The sequence below is a fragment of the Lysobacter yangpyeongensis genome (assembly GCF_042655745.1).
In the GTDB taxonomy this organism is placed as follows: domain Bacteria; phylum Pseudomonadota; class Gammaproteobacteria; order Xanthomonadales; family Xanthomonadaceae; genus Agrilutibacter; species Agrilutibacter yangpyeongensis.
Genome location: NZ_JBHSNM010000001.1, coordinates 1,415,364 through 1,431,349, shown reverse-complemented (window position 1 = coordinate 1,431,349; position 15,986 = coordinate 1,415,364). Strand labels below are relative to the sequence as shown.

11 protein-coding genes are annotated in these 15,986 nt (G+C 66.1%); 8 read left to right on the top strand and 3 right to left on the bottom strand.

All coding sequences use genetic code 11. The features are described 5' to 3' along the window. From rfbB to ACFPN1_RS06140, 6 genes are all read left to right on the top strand, one after another. Complete coding sequence (gene rfbB / locus ACFPN1_RS06165; protein WP_386753831.1) at positions 1-1,056, top strand: dTDP-glucose 4,6-dehydratase; 1,056 nt, start codon at positions 1-3, stop codon at positions 1,054-1,056. Between the two features lie 43 nt (positions 1,057-1,099). Beyond that, on the top strand, positions 1,100-1,987 hold the full coding sequence (gene rfbA / locus ACFPN1_RS06160; protein WP_386753829.1) for a glucose-1-phosphate thymidylyltransferase RfbA: 888 nt from the start codon (positions 1,100-1,102) through the stop codon (positions 1,985-1,987). Next, positions 1,984-2,541, top strand: coding sequence for a dTDP-4-dehydrorhamnose 3,5-epimerase (gene rfbC, locus ACFPN1_RS06155; protein ID WP_386753827.1), 558 nt, complete (start codon positions 1,984-1,986; stop codon positions 2,539-2,541). Before rfbA ends, rfbC begins: the two co-directional genes overlap by 4 nt. Positions 2,542-2,545: 4 nt before the next feature. Then, on the top strand, positions 2,546-3,475 hold the full coding sequence (gene rfbD, locus ACFPN1_RS06150) for a dTDP-4-dehydrorhamnose reductase (protein ID WP_386753826.1): 930 nt from the start codon (positions 2,546-2,548) through the stop codon (positions 3,473-3,475). 62 nt (positions 3,476-3,537) lie between these two features. Beyond that, on the top strand, positions 3,538-5,532 hold the full coding sequence (locus tag ACFPN1_RS06145) for an alpha/beta hydrolase family protein (RefSeq protein ID WP_386753824.1): 1,995 nt from the start codon (positions 3,538-3,540) through the stop codon (positions 5,530-5,532). A 148-nt stretch (positions 5,533-5,680) separates the two neighbouring features. Further along, positions 5,681-7,669: an alpha/beta hydrolase family protein gene (locus ACFPN1_RS06140; RefSeq protein ID WP_386753822.1), complete on the top strand. Its 1,989-nt coding sequence runs from the start codon at positions 5,681-5,683 to the stop codon at positions 7,667-7,669. Between the two features lie 129 nt (positions 7,670-7,798). Here the strand turns inward: ACFPN1_RS06140 and ACFPN1_RS06135 are convergent, their stop codons facing one another. Continuing rightward, on the bottom strand, positions 7,799-9,799 hold the full coding sequence (locus tag ACFPN1_RS06135; RefSeq protein WP_386753820.1) for a peptide MFS transporter: 2,001 nt from the start codon (positions 9,797-9,799) through the stop codon (positions 7,799-7,801). Positions 9,800-9,931: 132 nt separating this feature from the next. Here ACFPN1_RS06135 and ACFPN1_RS06130 point away from each other — a divergent pair, with 132 nt between their 5' ends. Together ACFPN1_RS06130 and ACFPN1_RS06125 are read left to right on the top strand one after the other, a co-directional pair. Then, positions 9,932-11,923 (top strand): OPT family oligopeptide transporter, encoded by a 1,992-nt coding sequence (locus ACFPN1_RS06130; protein ID WP_386753818.1) that lies wholly within the window; start codon positions 9,932-9,934, stop codon positions 11,921-11,923. 97 nt (positions 11,924-12,020) lie between these two features. Continuing rightward, complete coding sequence (locus ACFPN1_RS06125) at positions 12,021-14,096, top strand: S9 family peptidase (protein ID WP_386753816.1); 2,076 nt, start codon at positions 12,021-12,023, stop codon at positions 14,094-14,096. Positions 14,097-14,165: 69 nt separating this feature from the next. On the opposite strand, the gene ACFPN1_RS06120 is transcribed toward ACFPN1_RS06125, so the two are convergent. Both ACFPN1_RS06120 and ACFPN1_RS06115 read right to left on the bottom strand, forming a co-directional pair. Continuing rightward, positions 14,166-14,624 carry a hypothetical protein gene (locus ACFPN1_RS06120; protein ID WP_386753815.1) on the bottom strand — a complete coding sequence of 153 codons (459 nt, stop codon included), beginning with the start codon at positions 14,622-14,624 and terminating at the stop codon, positions 14,166-14,168. A 192-nt stretch (positions 14,625-14,816) separates the two neighbouring features. After that, on the bottom strand, positions 14,817-15,980 hold the full coding sequence (locus ACFPN1_RS06115) for a Tle-like phospholipase domain-containing protein (protein ID WP_386753813.1): 1,164 nt from the start codon (positions 15,978-15,980) through the stop codon (positions 14,817-14,819). Positions 15,981-15,986: the final 6 nt, after the last annotated feature.

Genomic DNA, 15,986 nt, shown 5'->3' with positions numbered 1-15,986 from the left:
GTGGCAACCTGGCTTGTGACCGGTGGCGCCGGTTTCATCGGCGGCAATTTCGTGCTCGACGCGGTGCGGCGCGGGATTCGCGTCGTCAATCTCGACGCGCTGACCTACGCCGGCAATCCGGACACGCTCGCGGCGCTGCGCGGCCATCCCGACCATGTCTTCGTGCACGGCGACATCGGCGATGCTGCGCTGGTCGAACGCGTGCTGCGCGAGCATCGTCCTGAGGCGGTGCTCAACTTCGCCGCCGAAAGCCACGTCGACCGTTCCATCGACGGACCGGCGGCGTTCGTGCAGACCAACGTCGTGGGCACGCTCAACCTGCTCGAACGCACGCGCGACTACTGGCAATCCCTGGATGCGCCGGCGCGGACGGCGTTCCGTTTCCTGCACGTTTCCACCGACGAGGTCTACGGCTCGCTGGGCGAAACCGGCCGGTTCACCGAAGCCACGCCGTATGCGCCGAATTCGCCCTATTCGGCCTCGAAGGCGGCGTCCGACCACCTCGTGCGCGCCTTCCACCACACCTACGGCCTTCCCGTCCTCACCACGAACTGCTCGAACAACTACGGTCCGTACCAGTTCCCGGAGAAGCTCATCCCGCTGGTCATCGCCCGTGCCCTCGCCGGCGTATCCTTGCCGGTCTACGGCGACGGCGCGAACGTGCGCGACTGGCTGTACGTGGGCGATCACTGTGCTGCGATCCGGCGCGTGCTGGAAGCGGGGCGGGTCGGCGAGTGCTACAACGTCGGCGGCGACGCCGAGCGCCGGAACATCGACGTGGTGAAGGCGATCTGCGCATTGCTCGACCAGCGCCGGCCGCTTGCGGATGGACGTGCGCACGAGTCGCTGATCACCTACGTCGCGGATCGCCCGGGTCACGACCGTCGTTACGCGATCGATGCCGGCAAGCTGCGTGGCGAACTGGGTTGGGCGCCCGCGGTGACCTTCGAACAGGGCCTGGAACGCACGGTGCAGTGGTACCTCGACAACCAGCCCTGGGTGCAGCGGGTGCTGGATGGCAGTTATCGTCTCGAACGCATCGGGGCCGCGGCCTGATGCCGGCAGCCCCACGCAGGACGCGATCCTCCAGGTGAATTCCATGACCCGACGCAAAGGCATCATCCTCGCCGGTGGCACCGGATCGCGCCTCCATCCGGTGACGCTGGCGGTGAGCAAACAGCTGCTGCCGGTCTACGACAAGCCGATGATCTATTACCCGCTGAGCGTGCTGATGCTCGCGGGCATCCGTGAAGTGCTGATCATCAACACGCCGCACGAGCAGGCGCTGTTCCGCAACCTGCTGGGCGACGGTTCGCAATGGGGGATGAAGATCGAGTACGCGGTGCAGCCCAGCCCCGACGGACTCGCGCAGGCGCTGCTGATCGGGCGCGAATTCCTCGCCGGCGCGCCCAGCTGCCTCGTCCTGGGCGACAACATCTTCTACGGGCACGGTTTCACCGACCTGCTGCGCAATGCCAACGCCCGCGAACGCGGCGCCACCGTGTTCGGCTACTGGGTCAAGGATCCCCAGCGATACGGCGTCGCCGAGTTCGACGCCGGCGGCGCTGTCGTCGGCATCGAGGAAAAGCCGCTCAAGCCGAAGTCCAGCTACGCGATCACCGGCCTGTACTTCTACGACGGACGTGCTCCGGATTTCGCGTCGGGACTCAAGCCCTCCGAGCGCGGTGAGCTCGAGATCACCGACCTCAACCGCTGTTACCTGCAGGATGGATCGCTGCAGCTCGAGTTGATGGGGCGGGGCTATGCCTGGCTGGACACCGGCACGCACGAGTCCCTGGTCGAGGCCTCCCTGTACGTCGAAACGATCGAGAAGCGACAGGGGCTGCGGATGTGCTGTCCGGAAGAGATCGCCTACCTCAACGGCTGGATCGATGCGGCGCAGCTGGGCGAACTCGCGCGGCCGCTGGCGCGCAGCGGTTACGGCCAGTACCTGCTGGGCCTGCTGGAAAATCGCCCCCTCGCATGAAGATCATCGAGACCGGACTTCAGGGCTGCGTCGTCGTCGAGCCGAAAGTGTTCGACGACGCGCGCGGCTTCTTCTACGAATCGTTCAACCGGGACAGGCTTGCCGCGCGCGGCCTGGAAATCGCGGTCGCCCAGGCCAACGTCTCGTCGTCGGCGCGCGGCGTGCTGCGCGGGCTGCATTACCAGTGGCCCGATCCGCAGGGGAAATACCTGTCCGTCGTCGATGGCGAAGTGTGGGATGTCGCCGTGGATATCCGCCGCGGCTCTCCGACGTTCGCACGCTGGACCGCCGTGGTGCTGTCTTCGGAGAACCGGCGGCATTTCTGGATACCGGAAGGCTTCGCCCACGGCTTCGTGGCCCTGAGCGAACGGGCGGTGCTGTCCTACCTGTGCACGGCCACCTACGACGCCACCGCCGATGCCGCGATCCGCTGGGACGATCCGGACCTGGCGATCGACTGGCCCGTAGCCAGCCCGCAGCTGTCGGAAAAGGACGCGCGCGCGCCGTTCCTGGCGGACATTGCCGCGGAGCGATTGCCGGTCTATCGCGGGTGAGCGCATGAGGATCCTGCTGCTCGGAGCCAATGGCCAGGTGGGGCACGAATTGCGTCGCAGCCTGGCGCCGCTGGGCGAAGTGGTGGCAACCACCCGCACTGGCCTGCTGGCCGATGGCGGTCAATGCGAAGCGTTGGACGTGGGTGCACCGGAAACGTTCGCCACCCTGTTCGATCGCGTGGCGCCGGATGTCGTGGTGAATGCCACGGCGTACACGTCGGTGGATCGCGCCGAAGCGGAACCGGAACTGGCCTGGCGCATCAACGCCGAAGCTCCGGCCGAGCTGGCCCGGCACTGCGCGGCGCGCGGCGCGCGGCTCGTGCATTACTCCACCGATTACGTCTTCGACGGAAACTCCAGCGTGCCTTACCGCGAGGACGATCCGGCGTGCCCGATCAACGTGTACGGCGCCAGCAAACTGGAGGGCGAACGTCGCATCCAGGCCTGCGGCGCCTCGAGCCTGATCCTGCGGATCGCCTGGGTCTACGCCACGCGCGGCCACAACTTTCTGCGCACGATGCTCGGCCTGGCCCGGGATCACGACGAAGTGCGGGTCGTCGCCGATCATTGCGGCTGCCCGACCCCGGCCTGGCTGGTGGCGGATGTCACTGCGCGGATCCTCTCGCTAGGAGACGCGGCCTCGGGCTTGCAACATCTGGTAGCCGGTGGTGCGACCAGCTGGCACGGATTCGCCGAACGCATTTTCGCCATCGCGAGGGCACAGGGACTGGTCGAGCACGTACCCCGGGTGGTTCCGATCGCCGCGAAAGATTATCCGGCGCGCGCCCGGCGGCCGCACTATTCGGTGCTGGACACCGCGCGCCTGCGAACGACGTACGACCTGTCACTGCCGGGGTGGGACGACGCGCTGGCGACGACCTTGCAGCATGCGCGCGCGGCCGCCGGACGGGACGCCTCGCGACGCGGATGCTAGGCTTGCCGCGGGGATGCCGGCGCGACGCGCCCGCACGTTGATCGCAATCAGGGAAGCAAGACATGAAGCACTTGGCGCTGTTTCTGGCCCTCGTGGCCGGCGGGCTGGCCGCTCCTGCGAAGGCGGCCGTCGATGTCGACGCATATGTCAGGAAGGACCGGTTCGAGGACATCAAGCTCTCGCCGACCGGCGAGTACTACGCCGCCACCGTCCCGCTAGAGGACCGCACGGTTCTGGTCGTCCTGCGACGCGCGGACAACAAGATCACCGCAAACGTTTCCGGCGGCCGCAACACGGCCATCGCCGACTTCGACTGGGTCAGTCCCGATCGCGTGATCGTGAGCCTGGCCGAAAAGTTCGGCGCCCTGGACCGACCGCAGTTGACCGGCGAACTGTACGGTGTCGACGCGGAGACAGGCTCGGGCGAGATGCTCGTCGGGCAGCGCATGATGGGCAACGGACTGGGCACCAAGATCCAGCCCAGGAAGGTGGAACAGGTCGCCGCCTTCCTGTCCGACGACCTGCCGGGCGACGACAAGAACGTCATCATCGCGGTCATGCCGTTCTCGGGCGATCCCTTCACCCGCGCGGAACGCATGGATGCCTACACCGGTCGCCGCCATCGCGTCGCCAGCTCCCCGGTGCGCAATGCCAGCTTCGCCACCGACAACAACGGCGTGGTGCGCTTCGCGTCCGGCTACGGCACCGACAACGTACGTAAGGTCTATTACCGCAAGGGCGAAGGCGCGGAGTGGGAACTGGTCTCGGAAGAGGGCGCTACGCAGCGGATCGAATCACCGATCGGCTTCTCCGCGGACAACCAGACCGCCTACCTGCAGTCGGAGCAGCCCGAGGGACCCGATGCGATCGTTGCACTCGACCTCGCGACGATGACGCGCAAGATCGTGTTGCGGGACGACGATACCGATCCCTATCGCATCATCTATCGCAATGGCACGCAGATTCCGGTCGGCGCGTTCTTCATGGATCCGAAGCCACGCACGCTGTTCTTCGACAGCAAGACGCCCGAGGCCGTGCTGTATCGCAGCCTGGAAGCCGCGTTCGGCGGTGATGCGGTGCGCATCACGTCGCAGACCAGCGATGGTCGCCTGGCGCTGGTGCAGGTCTGGAGCGACCGCAATCCGGGCGACTTCTACGTGTTCGATACGGTCGGCAAGAAGGCCTCGCATCTGCTGAGCCGCAGCGACTGGTTCGACCCCGACCAGATGGCCACCATGCAGCCGATGCAGGTGAAAGCCCGCGACGGAATGGTCCTGCACGGTTACCTGACCGTTCCAAAGGGCGCCAGCGGCAAGAAGATGCCGTTGATCGTCATGCCGCATGGCGGTCCGTTCGGGATCCAGGATGTCTGGGGCTTCGATTCCGAAGTGCAGATGCTCGCAGCTGCCGGTTATGCGGTGATGCAGGTGAACTATCGCGGTTCGGCCGGCTACGGCGCCGCATTCACCCACGCCGGTGCCCGCGAGTGGGGCCTGAAGATGCAGGACGATCTGACCGATGCCACGCACTGGGCCATTTCCGAAGGAATTGCCGAGTCAGGCCGCATCTGCATTTACGGCGGCAGCTATGGCGGCTATGCGTCGCTGATGGGCGTCGCCAAGGAGCCGTCGCTCTACAAGTGCGCGGTCGGCTACGTCGGCGTCTACGATCTGCCCACGATGCACACCGAAGGCGACATCCAGCGTCGCGGTTCCGGCGAAACCTATGTCCGCGAATGGATTGGCGAAAAGGATGCGCTCGCGGCGACGTCCCCGAACCGGCTTGCCCAGTCCATCAAGGTTCCCGTGTTCCTCGCGGCCGGTGGCGAGGACGAACGCGCCCCGATCAAGCACAGCGAGATGATGGAGAAGGCGCTGCGCGCCAACGGCGTCCCCGTGGAAACCCTGTATTACCCGACCGAGGGGCACGGGTTCTACACCGATGCGCATCGCCATGAGTACTACACGCGCCTGCTGGCGTTCCTGGGCAGGCATCTCGGGGGAGCCCTCGCGGCCACTTCAGGTGCCGCCTCCACGACGGGCGCGCAGGCCAAATAGGTCGGGCTTCGTGCCTTGGGTCTGTGGAAACGGCGCCGAACGGCGCCGTTTCCGTTTCTGTCCGGACATGCCCGCGCCGCCTGCGTCCGCCATGAGCTACCCTTGGCCCGGGCCGAGCAAAACACATCAATCTCCAGGGGATAGTGCAATGATCAAGTTGTACGGGGCCGTCCTGGCCCTGCTGTTGCCGGGGGCGGCGACGGCAGCCGCGCCGACCATCCAGGACTTCGTCAAACATCCGACCTACAGCGGCGTGAAGATCTCGCCGACCGGCGAATACCTCGCCATGACCGTCGATCGCGGCGAGCAGGACGTCCTGACCGTGCTGCGCACCAAGGACCTGGGCCTGGTCAAGGTGAACCAGCTGCCCGACGACAAGAGCGTCGGCGAATTCTACTGGGTCAGCCCGCAGCGCCTGCTGTTCAACTCGATCAAGAAGGTCGGGCGATTCGCCAGGCCCTTCGGCACAGGCGAGTGGTACGGCGTGAACGCCGACGGCAGCCAGCCGCGCCCGCTGGTGTATTACGGTCAGCGCGACGCCACGCAGCGCGGCAAGCAGGTCGGCAACGAAGTGTTCTCGCTGCTCGATACGCTGCGCGACGATGACACCAACGTCATCATGTCGGTCAACTATCCGCGTTCGAGCGAAGGCGCCGGCACCGAGATCGTGCTGTTCGATACCCTCAACGGCCGCAGGAAGTCGCTCGCGCGCGCACCGCGGGAAAACTGCGAGATCGCACTGGATGCTGCAAAGGCACCGCGTTACGCGATCTGCTACGACGATGAGAACGCGCAGGGAGAGTTCGATTCGCAGAACGAGCTCTACCGCCGGGACGACGACGGCAAGTGGACCCTGGTCAACAGTTCCAAGACCTCCGGCAAGCATCTTTCGGTCATCGGCACTTCGGGCGACGGCCGCGTCTACGCCACGCAGAGCGACGGCAAGGCGCCGGCCGCATTCGGAACCATCGACACCGCGAGCGGCGAGTTCAAGGAACTGTTCCACGATCCGGTGTCGGATCCCGCCGATTACATCATGTCGGCCGACCAGGACACTATCATCGGCGTCGTGACCGAGGCGGGCGCGCCGCGCGTGAAGCTCGTCGACGAAACGCATCCCGATGCGGAGGTCTATGCATCGCTGGCCAGCGCGTTCCCGGGACAGTTCGTCGACTTCTCCAGTGCGACGAAGGACGGCAAGAAGATCGTGGTGTCGGTACGCAGCGACAGCAATCCCGGCGAGCTCTACCTGTACGACCGCGATACCGGCAAGGCGCGCTTCCTGATGCAGGGACGGCAATGGCTGGATGCCAGGCAGATGGCGCACGTGAAGCCGTTTTCGTTCACTTCGCGCGACGGGCTCAAGCTGCATGGCTACCTGACGATTCCGAACGGTTCGGACGGCAAGGACCTGCCGATGATCGTCAACGTACACGGCGGCCCCATGGGCCCCCGCGACAACTGGGGCTTCAACTGGGAAACCCAGCTGCTGGCCAGCCGCGGCTACCTGGTGATGCAGGTGAACTATCGCGGTTCCGGCGGCTTCGGCAAAGCCTTCGAGGACATGGCCTATGGCCAGTGGGCCGACGGCATCATGAACGACATCATCGATGCCACGAAGTGGACCATCGCGCAGGGCTACGCGAATCCCGACAAGGTGTGCATCTACGGCGGCAGCTTCGGCGGCTATGCCGCAATGATGGCGCCGGCGCGAGACCAGACGCTGTTCAAGTGCGCCTTCGGCTACGTCGGAGCCTACGACGCCGAGGTGCAGATGACTATGAGCGACACCAGCGACCGCGAATCGGGCATCAAGTACCTCAAGCGCGCGCTGGGCGATACCAAGGCCGAGCGTAACGAGACCATGCCGATCAACCACGTCGACAAGATCAAGATCCCGGTCTACCTCGCCGCCGGCGCACGTGATCCGCGCTGCCCGCCCGAAAACACAGAGCGCATGTACAAGGCGCTGTCTGACGCGGGCAATCCGCCGGAGGGGATGATCATCCAGTCCGGCGAGATGCACGGCTTCTACAAGGAAGAGAGCAACCTCAAGCTGTACACCGAAATGCTCGGGTTCTTCGCCCGGCACATCGGCGGCAACGTCACAGTTGGCGAACCTTCTCGTACCAACTGAGCGATAGCGCCTGATCCAGTATCGATGGCCGCCTCCGGGCGGCCATCGTCCTTAGCAGCATGTACAAGTGCACGCCGGCGCAGCTCACTGGCTCTGGCGGCGCGGGCGAGGCACCGCGCCCGCTGGGTCTCACTTCACCCCGTGCATCATCCGCCGCAGCAGCGGCGACGCGAGCATTGCGACGACCGCGCAGCCCACGCCCAGCCACATGAGGAAGGTGAACAGGTCGGCGTACTTCGCGGCGGCGTCGACGATGTTCATGGTCTCGCCCTCGGGGACATCGATGGCGGCGAGCTTGCCGAACAGCGCGGCCAGCGTTTCGGAGAACGCGGTGGCCAGGAACCACGTGCCCATCATCAGGCTCACCACGCGCGGCACCGACAGTTGCGTCACCGCGGACAGGCCGACCGGATACAGGCACATCTCGCCGATTTCGAGCAGCAGGTAGGCGAGCACCAGCCACCACACGCTGGCCATCGCACTGGTCGCGCCCGCGTGTTGCGCCGCCCACACCAGCGGCAGGAAGCTCAGGCCACCGAACAGCAGGCCCAGCGCCGACTTGGTCGGCTTGGACGGATCCAGGCCGCGCCGGTCGAGCCAGGCCCAGATCACCGCGAACAAGGGCGCCAGCAGCACGATGAACAGCGCGCCCAGATACGTGAGCGAGCCGGCCGTCTGCGGCAGCACGACGGCATCGCGCAACAGCGCGACGAGCATGGCCGCCACGGTCGTGCCGAACAGCAGGCGGGGCAGGGAGGAGGCCGGGTTGCGATCGGATACCGAGGCCGCGACGACGAACGAGACCGGCCCGAGCACCAGGGTGTAGGTCGACCACGGCGCGGATGCCAGGAACAGGCTCACGTTGTGGACCCAGTCGGAGGTCCATTGCAGCGCGGGCTGCGCCTGCACCAGCGAGGGCGCGACGTCCTTGGTCAACAGGCGGTCGGTGAAGGTCACCCACGAGCCGTAGGTCTGTTCGTACAGCGTGTAGAACACCAGCGCGGCGAAGATCAGCACCATCATCGCGCCCATGCGCTGCGCCTCGATCCTGCTGCAGCCGCGCGTGACGAAGCCCACGTACCAGAAGCCGAACACCAGGAACACCACCGACATCAGGATCAGCGCGAGGGTGGACTCCTCGATGAAGAAGTCGAGCACGCCGTAGCGCGCGGACAACCAGATCACCGCCAGTCCCAGCAGCGCGAATGCCGCCATGGAAGGTGCGTGCGCGCGCAGCGGCGCGGGCGCGGCATCGTCGCGTCGCCACGAATGCCACATCGACCACAGGATGCCGGCCAGCGCCATGACCACGATCCCGTAGGTCCAGCGCACTACATCGGCGCCCAGCTCGATCGACGTCACCGCGTGCATCAGCCACGCGACCGGCAACAGGCCGACGATGGCCGCGGCATAGAGGCTCCACTCGCGTCGGCGCGTCAGCGGCGCGGGCGGCTCGCCGATGCCGCGCAGGTACCTGCGCCCCCACACGAACTGCGCGAGACCGAGCAGCATGCCGATGCCCGCCGCGCCGAAGCCGTAGCGCCAGCCCAGCGTCTGCCCGAGGTAACCGCACACGATCGAGGCGAACAGCGCCCCGAGGTTGATGCCGGCGACGAACAGCGAAAAGCCCGAATCGCGGCGCGGGTCGTTCTCTTCGTAAAGCTGCCCGACGATCGTCGACACGTTCGGTTTGAGGAAGCCGACGCCCATGATGATCAGCGACAGCGACAGGTAGAAGATCCGCAACGCGTTTTCGTCGCGTACGAGCACACCATTCACGATCGTCGCCGCCTGGCCCTCGAAGGCCATGCCCGCGTGTCCGGCCACCAGCAGCAGGCCGCCGAAGATCACGGCCTTGCGCATGCCCAGGTAACGGTCGGCGATCAGGCCGCCGATGACCGGCACGCAGTAGACCAGCCCGCCGTAGGCGCCCAGCACGTCGAGCCCCGCGCGATCGCCGAAGCGGTGGTGCTGCAGCAGATACAGCAGCAGCAGGGCCTTCATCCCGTAAAAGGAGAAGCGCTCCCACATCTCGGTGAAGAAGCAGACGTACACGCCCTTGGGATGGCCAAGGAACTCGTCCGTGGCGACGACGGTGGCCGGACGGCCGGCGGCGGAAAGAACGGACAAATGGAACCCCCTGTTTTGGGCGCGTCCCTGCGCAACCCGGCCGAGTATAGCCACGCACCGCCAACCCCCATCGACCCCGAATCGCGACCGGTCTGCGATACTGGGGTGTCCATCCTTGGGGGAACTCCAGCAGTGAACCGACCAGACTCCCTGGCCACGCCTCGCACCGAGCTGACCGTCCGCGGCCTGATCCTCGGCGTGATCATCACCGTGGCGTTCACCGCGGCGAACGTGTTTTTCGGCCTGAAGGCCGGCCTCACCTTCGCCACGTCGATCCCGGCGGCCGTCATCTCGATGGCGCTGCTGCGCAACTTCCGCAATTCGACCGTGCAGGAAAACAACATCGTGCAGACCGTGGCCTCGGCCGCGGGCACGCTGTCGTCGGTGATCTTCGTCCTGCCCGGCCTGATCATCATCGGCTGGTGGACGGGCTTCCCCTACTGGGTGTCGTTCGCGATCTGCGCGCTCGGCGGCATCCTCGGCGTGATGTATTCGATCCCGCTGCGTCGCGCGCTGGTGACCAATTCCGAACTGCCGTATCCCGAAGGCGTGGCCTGCGCGGAAGTGCTCAAGGTCGGCAGCCCGGGCGCCGAAGGCACCGCGCATGGCGCCGAGGAAAGCCGCGCCGGCCTGCTCGCCGTGATCTGGGGCGCGATCGTCGCCGGCGTATTCGCCGTCGTCGTCGCCACGCGCGTGTTCGCCAGCGACGTGAAGTCCTATTTCAAGGTCGGCGACGGCGTCAGCGGTTTTGATTTCGCGCTGTCCATGGCCTTGTTCGCGGTCGGCCATCTCGTCGGCCTGTGGGTCGGCATCGCCATGCTGCTCGGCGCGCTGATCGGCTGGGTCTGGGGCGTGCCGCACTTCTCCGCGCTCGCGGGCGCGATGACCGGCGGCCCCGAGGACATCGCAGGCGCCATCTGGAGCCAGCGGGTGCGTTTCGTCGGCGCCGGCACGATCGGCGTGGCTGCGATCTGGACGCTGGGCAAACTGGTCAAGCCGGTGATCTCCGGCCTGGCGTCGGCGATGGCCGCGGCCAGGGTCCGCGCGGCCGGCAATCTCGCCTCGCTGCCGCGCACCGAGCACGACATTCCGATCGGCGTCGTCGGCATGGTGATGGTGGCGTGCTTCATCCCGCTCGCCTTCCTGCTGGTGCAGTTCAGCAACGAAACCGGACTGGGCGCGCACACCACGTCGCTGGTGATCGGTGGCCTGATCTACATCGTGGTGATGAGCTTCCTCGTCTCGACGGTGTGCGGCTACATGGCCGGCCTGATCGGCTCGTCCAACAGCCCGCTGTCGGGTATCGGCATCCTGGTGGTGATCGGCGCCGCATTGCTGCTCGTGTTCGGCATCAAGTCCGCGATGGAGCCCGGGCATGAAAAGGGCCTGGTCGCCTTCGCGCTGATGGTCACCGCGGTGGTCTTCACCGTCGCGGCGATCGCCAACAACAACCTGCAGGATCTGAAGACCGGCCAGCTGGTCGACGCCACGCCGTCGAAGCAGCAGTGGGCGCTGGTGATCGGCGTCATCGCCGGCGCGGCGATCATTCCGGTGATCCTCGACATCGTGAACAAGGCCTACGGCTTCACCGGTGCGCCCGGCGTGGATCCCAAGGTCGCGCTGGCCGCGCCGCAGGCCGGCCTGATCTCGGCGCTCGCCCAGGGCGTGATCGAGAACAACATCGACTGGAGCCTGATCCAGATCGGCGCGGGCATCGGTGTCGTGCTGATCATCCTCGACGAAGTCCTGCGTCGCACGACCAAGAGCGCGCATCTGTCGCCGCTCGCGGTCGGCCTCGGCATCTACCTGCCGACCTCGGCGACGCTGATGGTGGTGGTGGGGGCGGTCGTCGGCTGGATCTACGACAAGCGCGCCGAGCGCACCGCGAATCCGGAGTCGGCCAAGCAACTCGGCGTGCTGCTCGCCTCCGGCATGATCGTCGGCGAGGGCCTGATCGGCGTGGTGATCGCGGGCATCGTCGCGTTCAGCCTGTTCCCGCTGGCGCTGGTCGGCGACGATTTCGCCGAACCGGCAAAGTGGATCGGCGGCGTCGCGTTCGTGATCGCCATCCTGGCGCTGTACCGCTGGATCGAGGGCGTCTCGCGCCGCAACGCGGCCGCCTGACGACTTTGCCGCTCCGGGCCCGTGACCGCCGACCTTTGCGGCGGACCGGGCCCGGCGCCTACCATCGGGACCTTCGTTCGTCCGCACCGGAGTCCCGATGAACCTGCGTCACGCTGTCCTGCCGCTGCTGCTCGCGGCGGCCCTGCCTTCGTTCGATGCCGCCGCCGCGCGCGGTTTCGAGGTCCGCGACCTCGCCACGCTCGATCGCGTATCCGCACCGACGCTGTCGCCCAATGGCCGCCAGCTGGTCTTCGCCAAGCGCGTTGTCGATTTCGCCGCGAACAAGTCGTCCACCTCGCTATGGATCGAGGATCTGTTCGCGCGTGACGCCGCGCCGCCGAAGCGCCTGACGCCGGAAGGCTGGAGCGTGAACTCGCCGTCGTTCTCGAACGATGGCAGTCAGGTGTATTTCCTCAGCGCGAAGTCGGGTTCGATGCAGCTGTATGCGATCCCCGCGCGCGGCGGCGAGCCGGTGCGCCTGACCGACTTCCCCAGCGATATCGGCAGCTACAAGCTCTCGCCCGACGGCAAGCGCCTGGCCTTCAGCGCCGAGGCCTTCGTCGATTGCGGCAGCGATCTCGCCTGCAGCCCGAAGCGGATGGAAGAGCGCGGCAGGCAGAAGAACACCGGCGTGCTCTTCGACCACGTCTTCATCCGTCACTGGGATGCCTGGAACGACGGTCGCCTGAACCGCGTGTTCGTCACGGACCTCGGGTCCGCCAAGGCCATGGTGAAGACCGCGACCCTGGTGGGCGCGGATGTCATCGGCGATGTGCCTTCCCGGCCGTTCGGCGACGAAAGCGAATACGAGTGGTCGCCGGACGGCAGTCAGCTCGTGCTCAGTGCGCGCAAGGCCGATCGCCAGGAGCCGTGGTCGACCAACTTCGACCTCTATCTCGTGACTGCCGATGGCAGTGGCAACGCGAAGAATCTCACCGTAAGCAATCCCGCCTGGGACACGACGCCGGTGTTCAGCGCCGACGGCAAGACGCTCTACTACCGCGCGATGAAGCGTCCCGGTTTCGAAGCCGATCGTTTCGCGCTGATGGCGATGGATCTGGCTTCGGGCAAGTCGCGCGAGATCGCCTCGCGCTGGGATGCTTCGGCGAACGGTATCACCCTGTCCGCCGACGGCAAGAGCATCTACACCACCGCGCAGGAGCTGGGCCAGGATCCGCTGTTCGCCGTGTCGATCGCGAACGGTGAAGTGACCAACGTGTCGGGCCCGCAGGGCTCGGTATCTTCTTTCGTGTTGGCGGGGCCGATCCTGGCCTTCACGCGCAACTCGTTGCAGAGCGGCGACCAGATCTTCGTCACCAGCCCCGACGGCAAGGCGCCGCAGCGCGCGATCACGCCCAGCGCGGGCGACATGCTGCCCGACGTGCGCTTCGGCGAAGCGCAGCAGTTCCGGTTTGCCGGCTGGAACAACGAAGTCGTGCACGGTTACGTGGTCAAGCCGTGGAACTACGAGGAAGGCAGGAAGTATCCGGTCGCATTCCTGATCCACGGCGGTCCGCAGGGCAGCTTCGGTAACGGCTGGAGCTATCGCTGGAATCCGCAGACGTACGCGGGGCAGGGCTATGCCGTGGTGATGATCGACTTCCACGGCTCCACCGGTTATGGCCAGAAGTTCACCGATGCGATCAGCCAGCACTGGGGCGATCGCCCGCTGGAAGACCTGCAGAAGGGCTGGGCCGCGGCGCAGCAGCAGTTCGCGTTCCTCGACGGCGACAAGGCCTGCGCGCTGGGCGCGAGCTACGGCGGCTTCATGGTCAACTGGATCGCCGGCAACTGGAACCAGCCGTGGAAGTGCCTGGTGAGCCACGACGGGGTGTTCGAGAACCAGGCCATGGGTTATGCCACCGAAGAACTGTGGTTCAGCGAATGGGAAAACGGCGGCACGCCGTTCCAGAATCCGCAGGGCTACCAGAAGTTCAACCCGGCCAACCACGTCGACAATTTCCGCGTGCCGATGCTGGTAGTCCACGGGCAGCAGGATTTCCGCATTCCGGTGGAGCAGGGCATCGCGCTGTTCACCGCCTTGCAGCGCAAGGGCGTGGAATCGAAGTTCCTCTACTTCCCCGACGAGAACCACTGGGTGCTCAAGCCGCAGAATTCCGTGCAGTGGCACGACACGGTCAACGGCTGGCTCAGGCAGTACATCGGGCAGTAAGGCCGGTTGCAGGAAGAGAAAGGCGGAGTCGCGCGACTCCGCCTTTTTTCATGCCGGTTCGCGGCGGCGTTACGGCGCGCGCGCGAGCGGACAGCCCAGGTTGTTGATCGAGTCGAAGTAGGTGGCGCGCGTCAGGATCGTCGGCCGGTACTGCGTCTCGATGCGGCTGATCGTGGTGTCGACGACATGGCCCACGCTGACCGGGAAGCTCACGTCCGGCGACGAAGCGTTCAGCAGGGCGGCGACGGCCGCGCGCAGCAGGATCTGCGTCGCACCGCTGACGCCGGGGCCACCCGTATAGTTGAGCGCTTCGAGCAGCGTGTCGTCGGGGATCAGTTCGACGGGCGAGGTGACGAAGACGTCGCGCAGGTTGGTGTCCGGGGTGTAGGGCGGCGTCCAGTTGCCGAAGTGCTGGCTCTGTTTCCAGTAGCCGGGCGTGCAGCCTTCCTTGCAGGTGTCGGTTTCGCCGGCGAATGCGGTGCCGGCTGCCAGGCACAAGGCCAGGGCCATCAGCAGCTTGAATTTCATTGGGGGCTCTCCGGATCGGGGTTGCAACTCCATGGACGCCGCCGTGGAGTTGTGTTCCCTACAACGCGGCGGTTCTGGGGGCGCGGCCAGCGAATTCGTCGTTTCGACGGTTTTTCCCCCGTCCGGGGGAGGAAGGTGCCGCTGCTTTAACGCGGATCGCATTGAAAGCGAGGTCCGCGTTCACTGTTGCACTCAGGGCGTCAGCACGCTGCGTCGATCGCTCGGCAAGGGTTGCGCGATCGAGCCGATGCGCTCCGGCGCCTGGAGCGTGCTCGCAGCGCTTGCGGCCAGCGAACTCTCTTCGAACGAGCGGGCGGCGGCCTGCTGCCCGTTGACGCTGGCGATGCGGTGGCTGGCATTCTGCAGCGGTCCCTCCACGGCGAACAGCGCGCCGTTCGCGCCGACGACCACGTGGTCGATCCGCTTCAGCCCGGCCTCGCGGGCACTGGCGACGAGGCTGCCGGCGGCATTGTGGTACTGGTCTTCGTTCTTATAGCCCAGTGCTTCCGGCCTGAGGCCATGCAGGCCGTCGAGCGCGGCCTGGTACATGGCGTGGGCCGGATGGGCCGGGTCGGCCATCGAGTGCTGCGCCTGTTGCTCGGCACGCAGCACCGAATCCATGCCATGCATCTCGATGCCGTGCCTGAGCCCGCTGCCGGGAATCAGCCTTCGCCACCCATGCAGCGGCTCCGGGTCCGGCAGTTCGATGCGGTGGCCGATGGCATCGGGCAGCAGGCCGCGCGTCAGAAGGTTTTCTTCCTGCAGTGTGGTGAGGATTTCGTGGTCGACGGTGTAGCGGCGGATGAGGCCGTTGCTTGCAATGGCGCGTCTTGTCTCTTCTGGAGAGAAGTCGAGCCGCTGCATGGAGTTATCGTGAAGTCCGGCGGAGTTGAAGGTGACAGCGGGCGCACCTGTGGCGAGCGCACCCACGCTGGCCAACCCTCCTCCGAGCGAGTGACCGGTCAGTACAAGATTGTCCCCAAAAGCGAGTCGCGCCGTTCGGGACAGATCTATGGCGCGATCATATTGGGCGTCCTCCAATCCGACGCCCTGTCGGAAATTGTGCTTCCAGTCCCTCGCCTGGTTGGTGCCGCAGAACGCAAGCACATAGTGTCCTTCGCCGTCGGTGTAAACGCGGGCTCGGAAGCCTGCGTGCGAGTTCTTCAGATCCGAGGGGCGAATGTTGGCGCCTGCCAGTTCTGCGGCAGGAGCGGGATACCACCGCCCTACGCGTGTGCCCAATGGTTCATAGACATCCGCATTTATGCGCGCCAACTCCAGGTCGATCGGCTGCGCATTGGTGCTACGGACTTGATCTGCGAATGTTGGGTGGGAAGCTTCCATGCTTTCGTCCATGTCTCG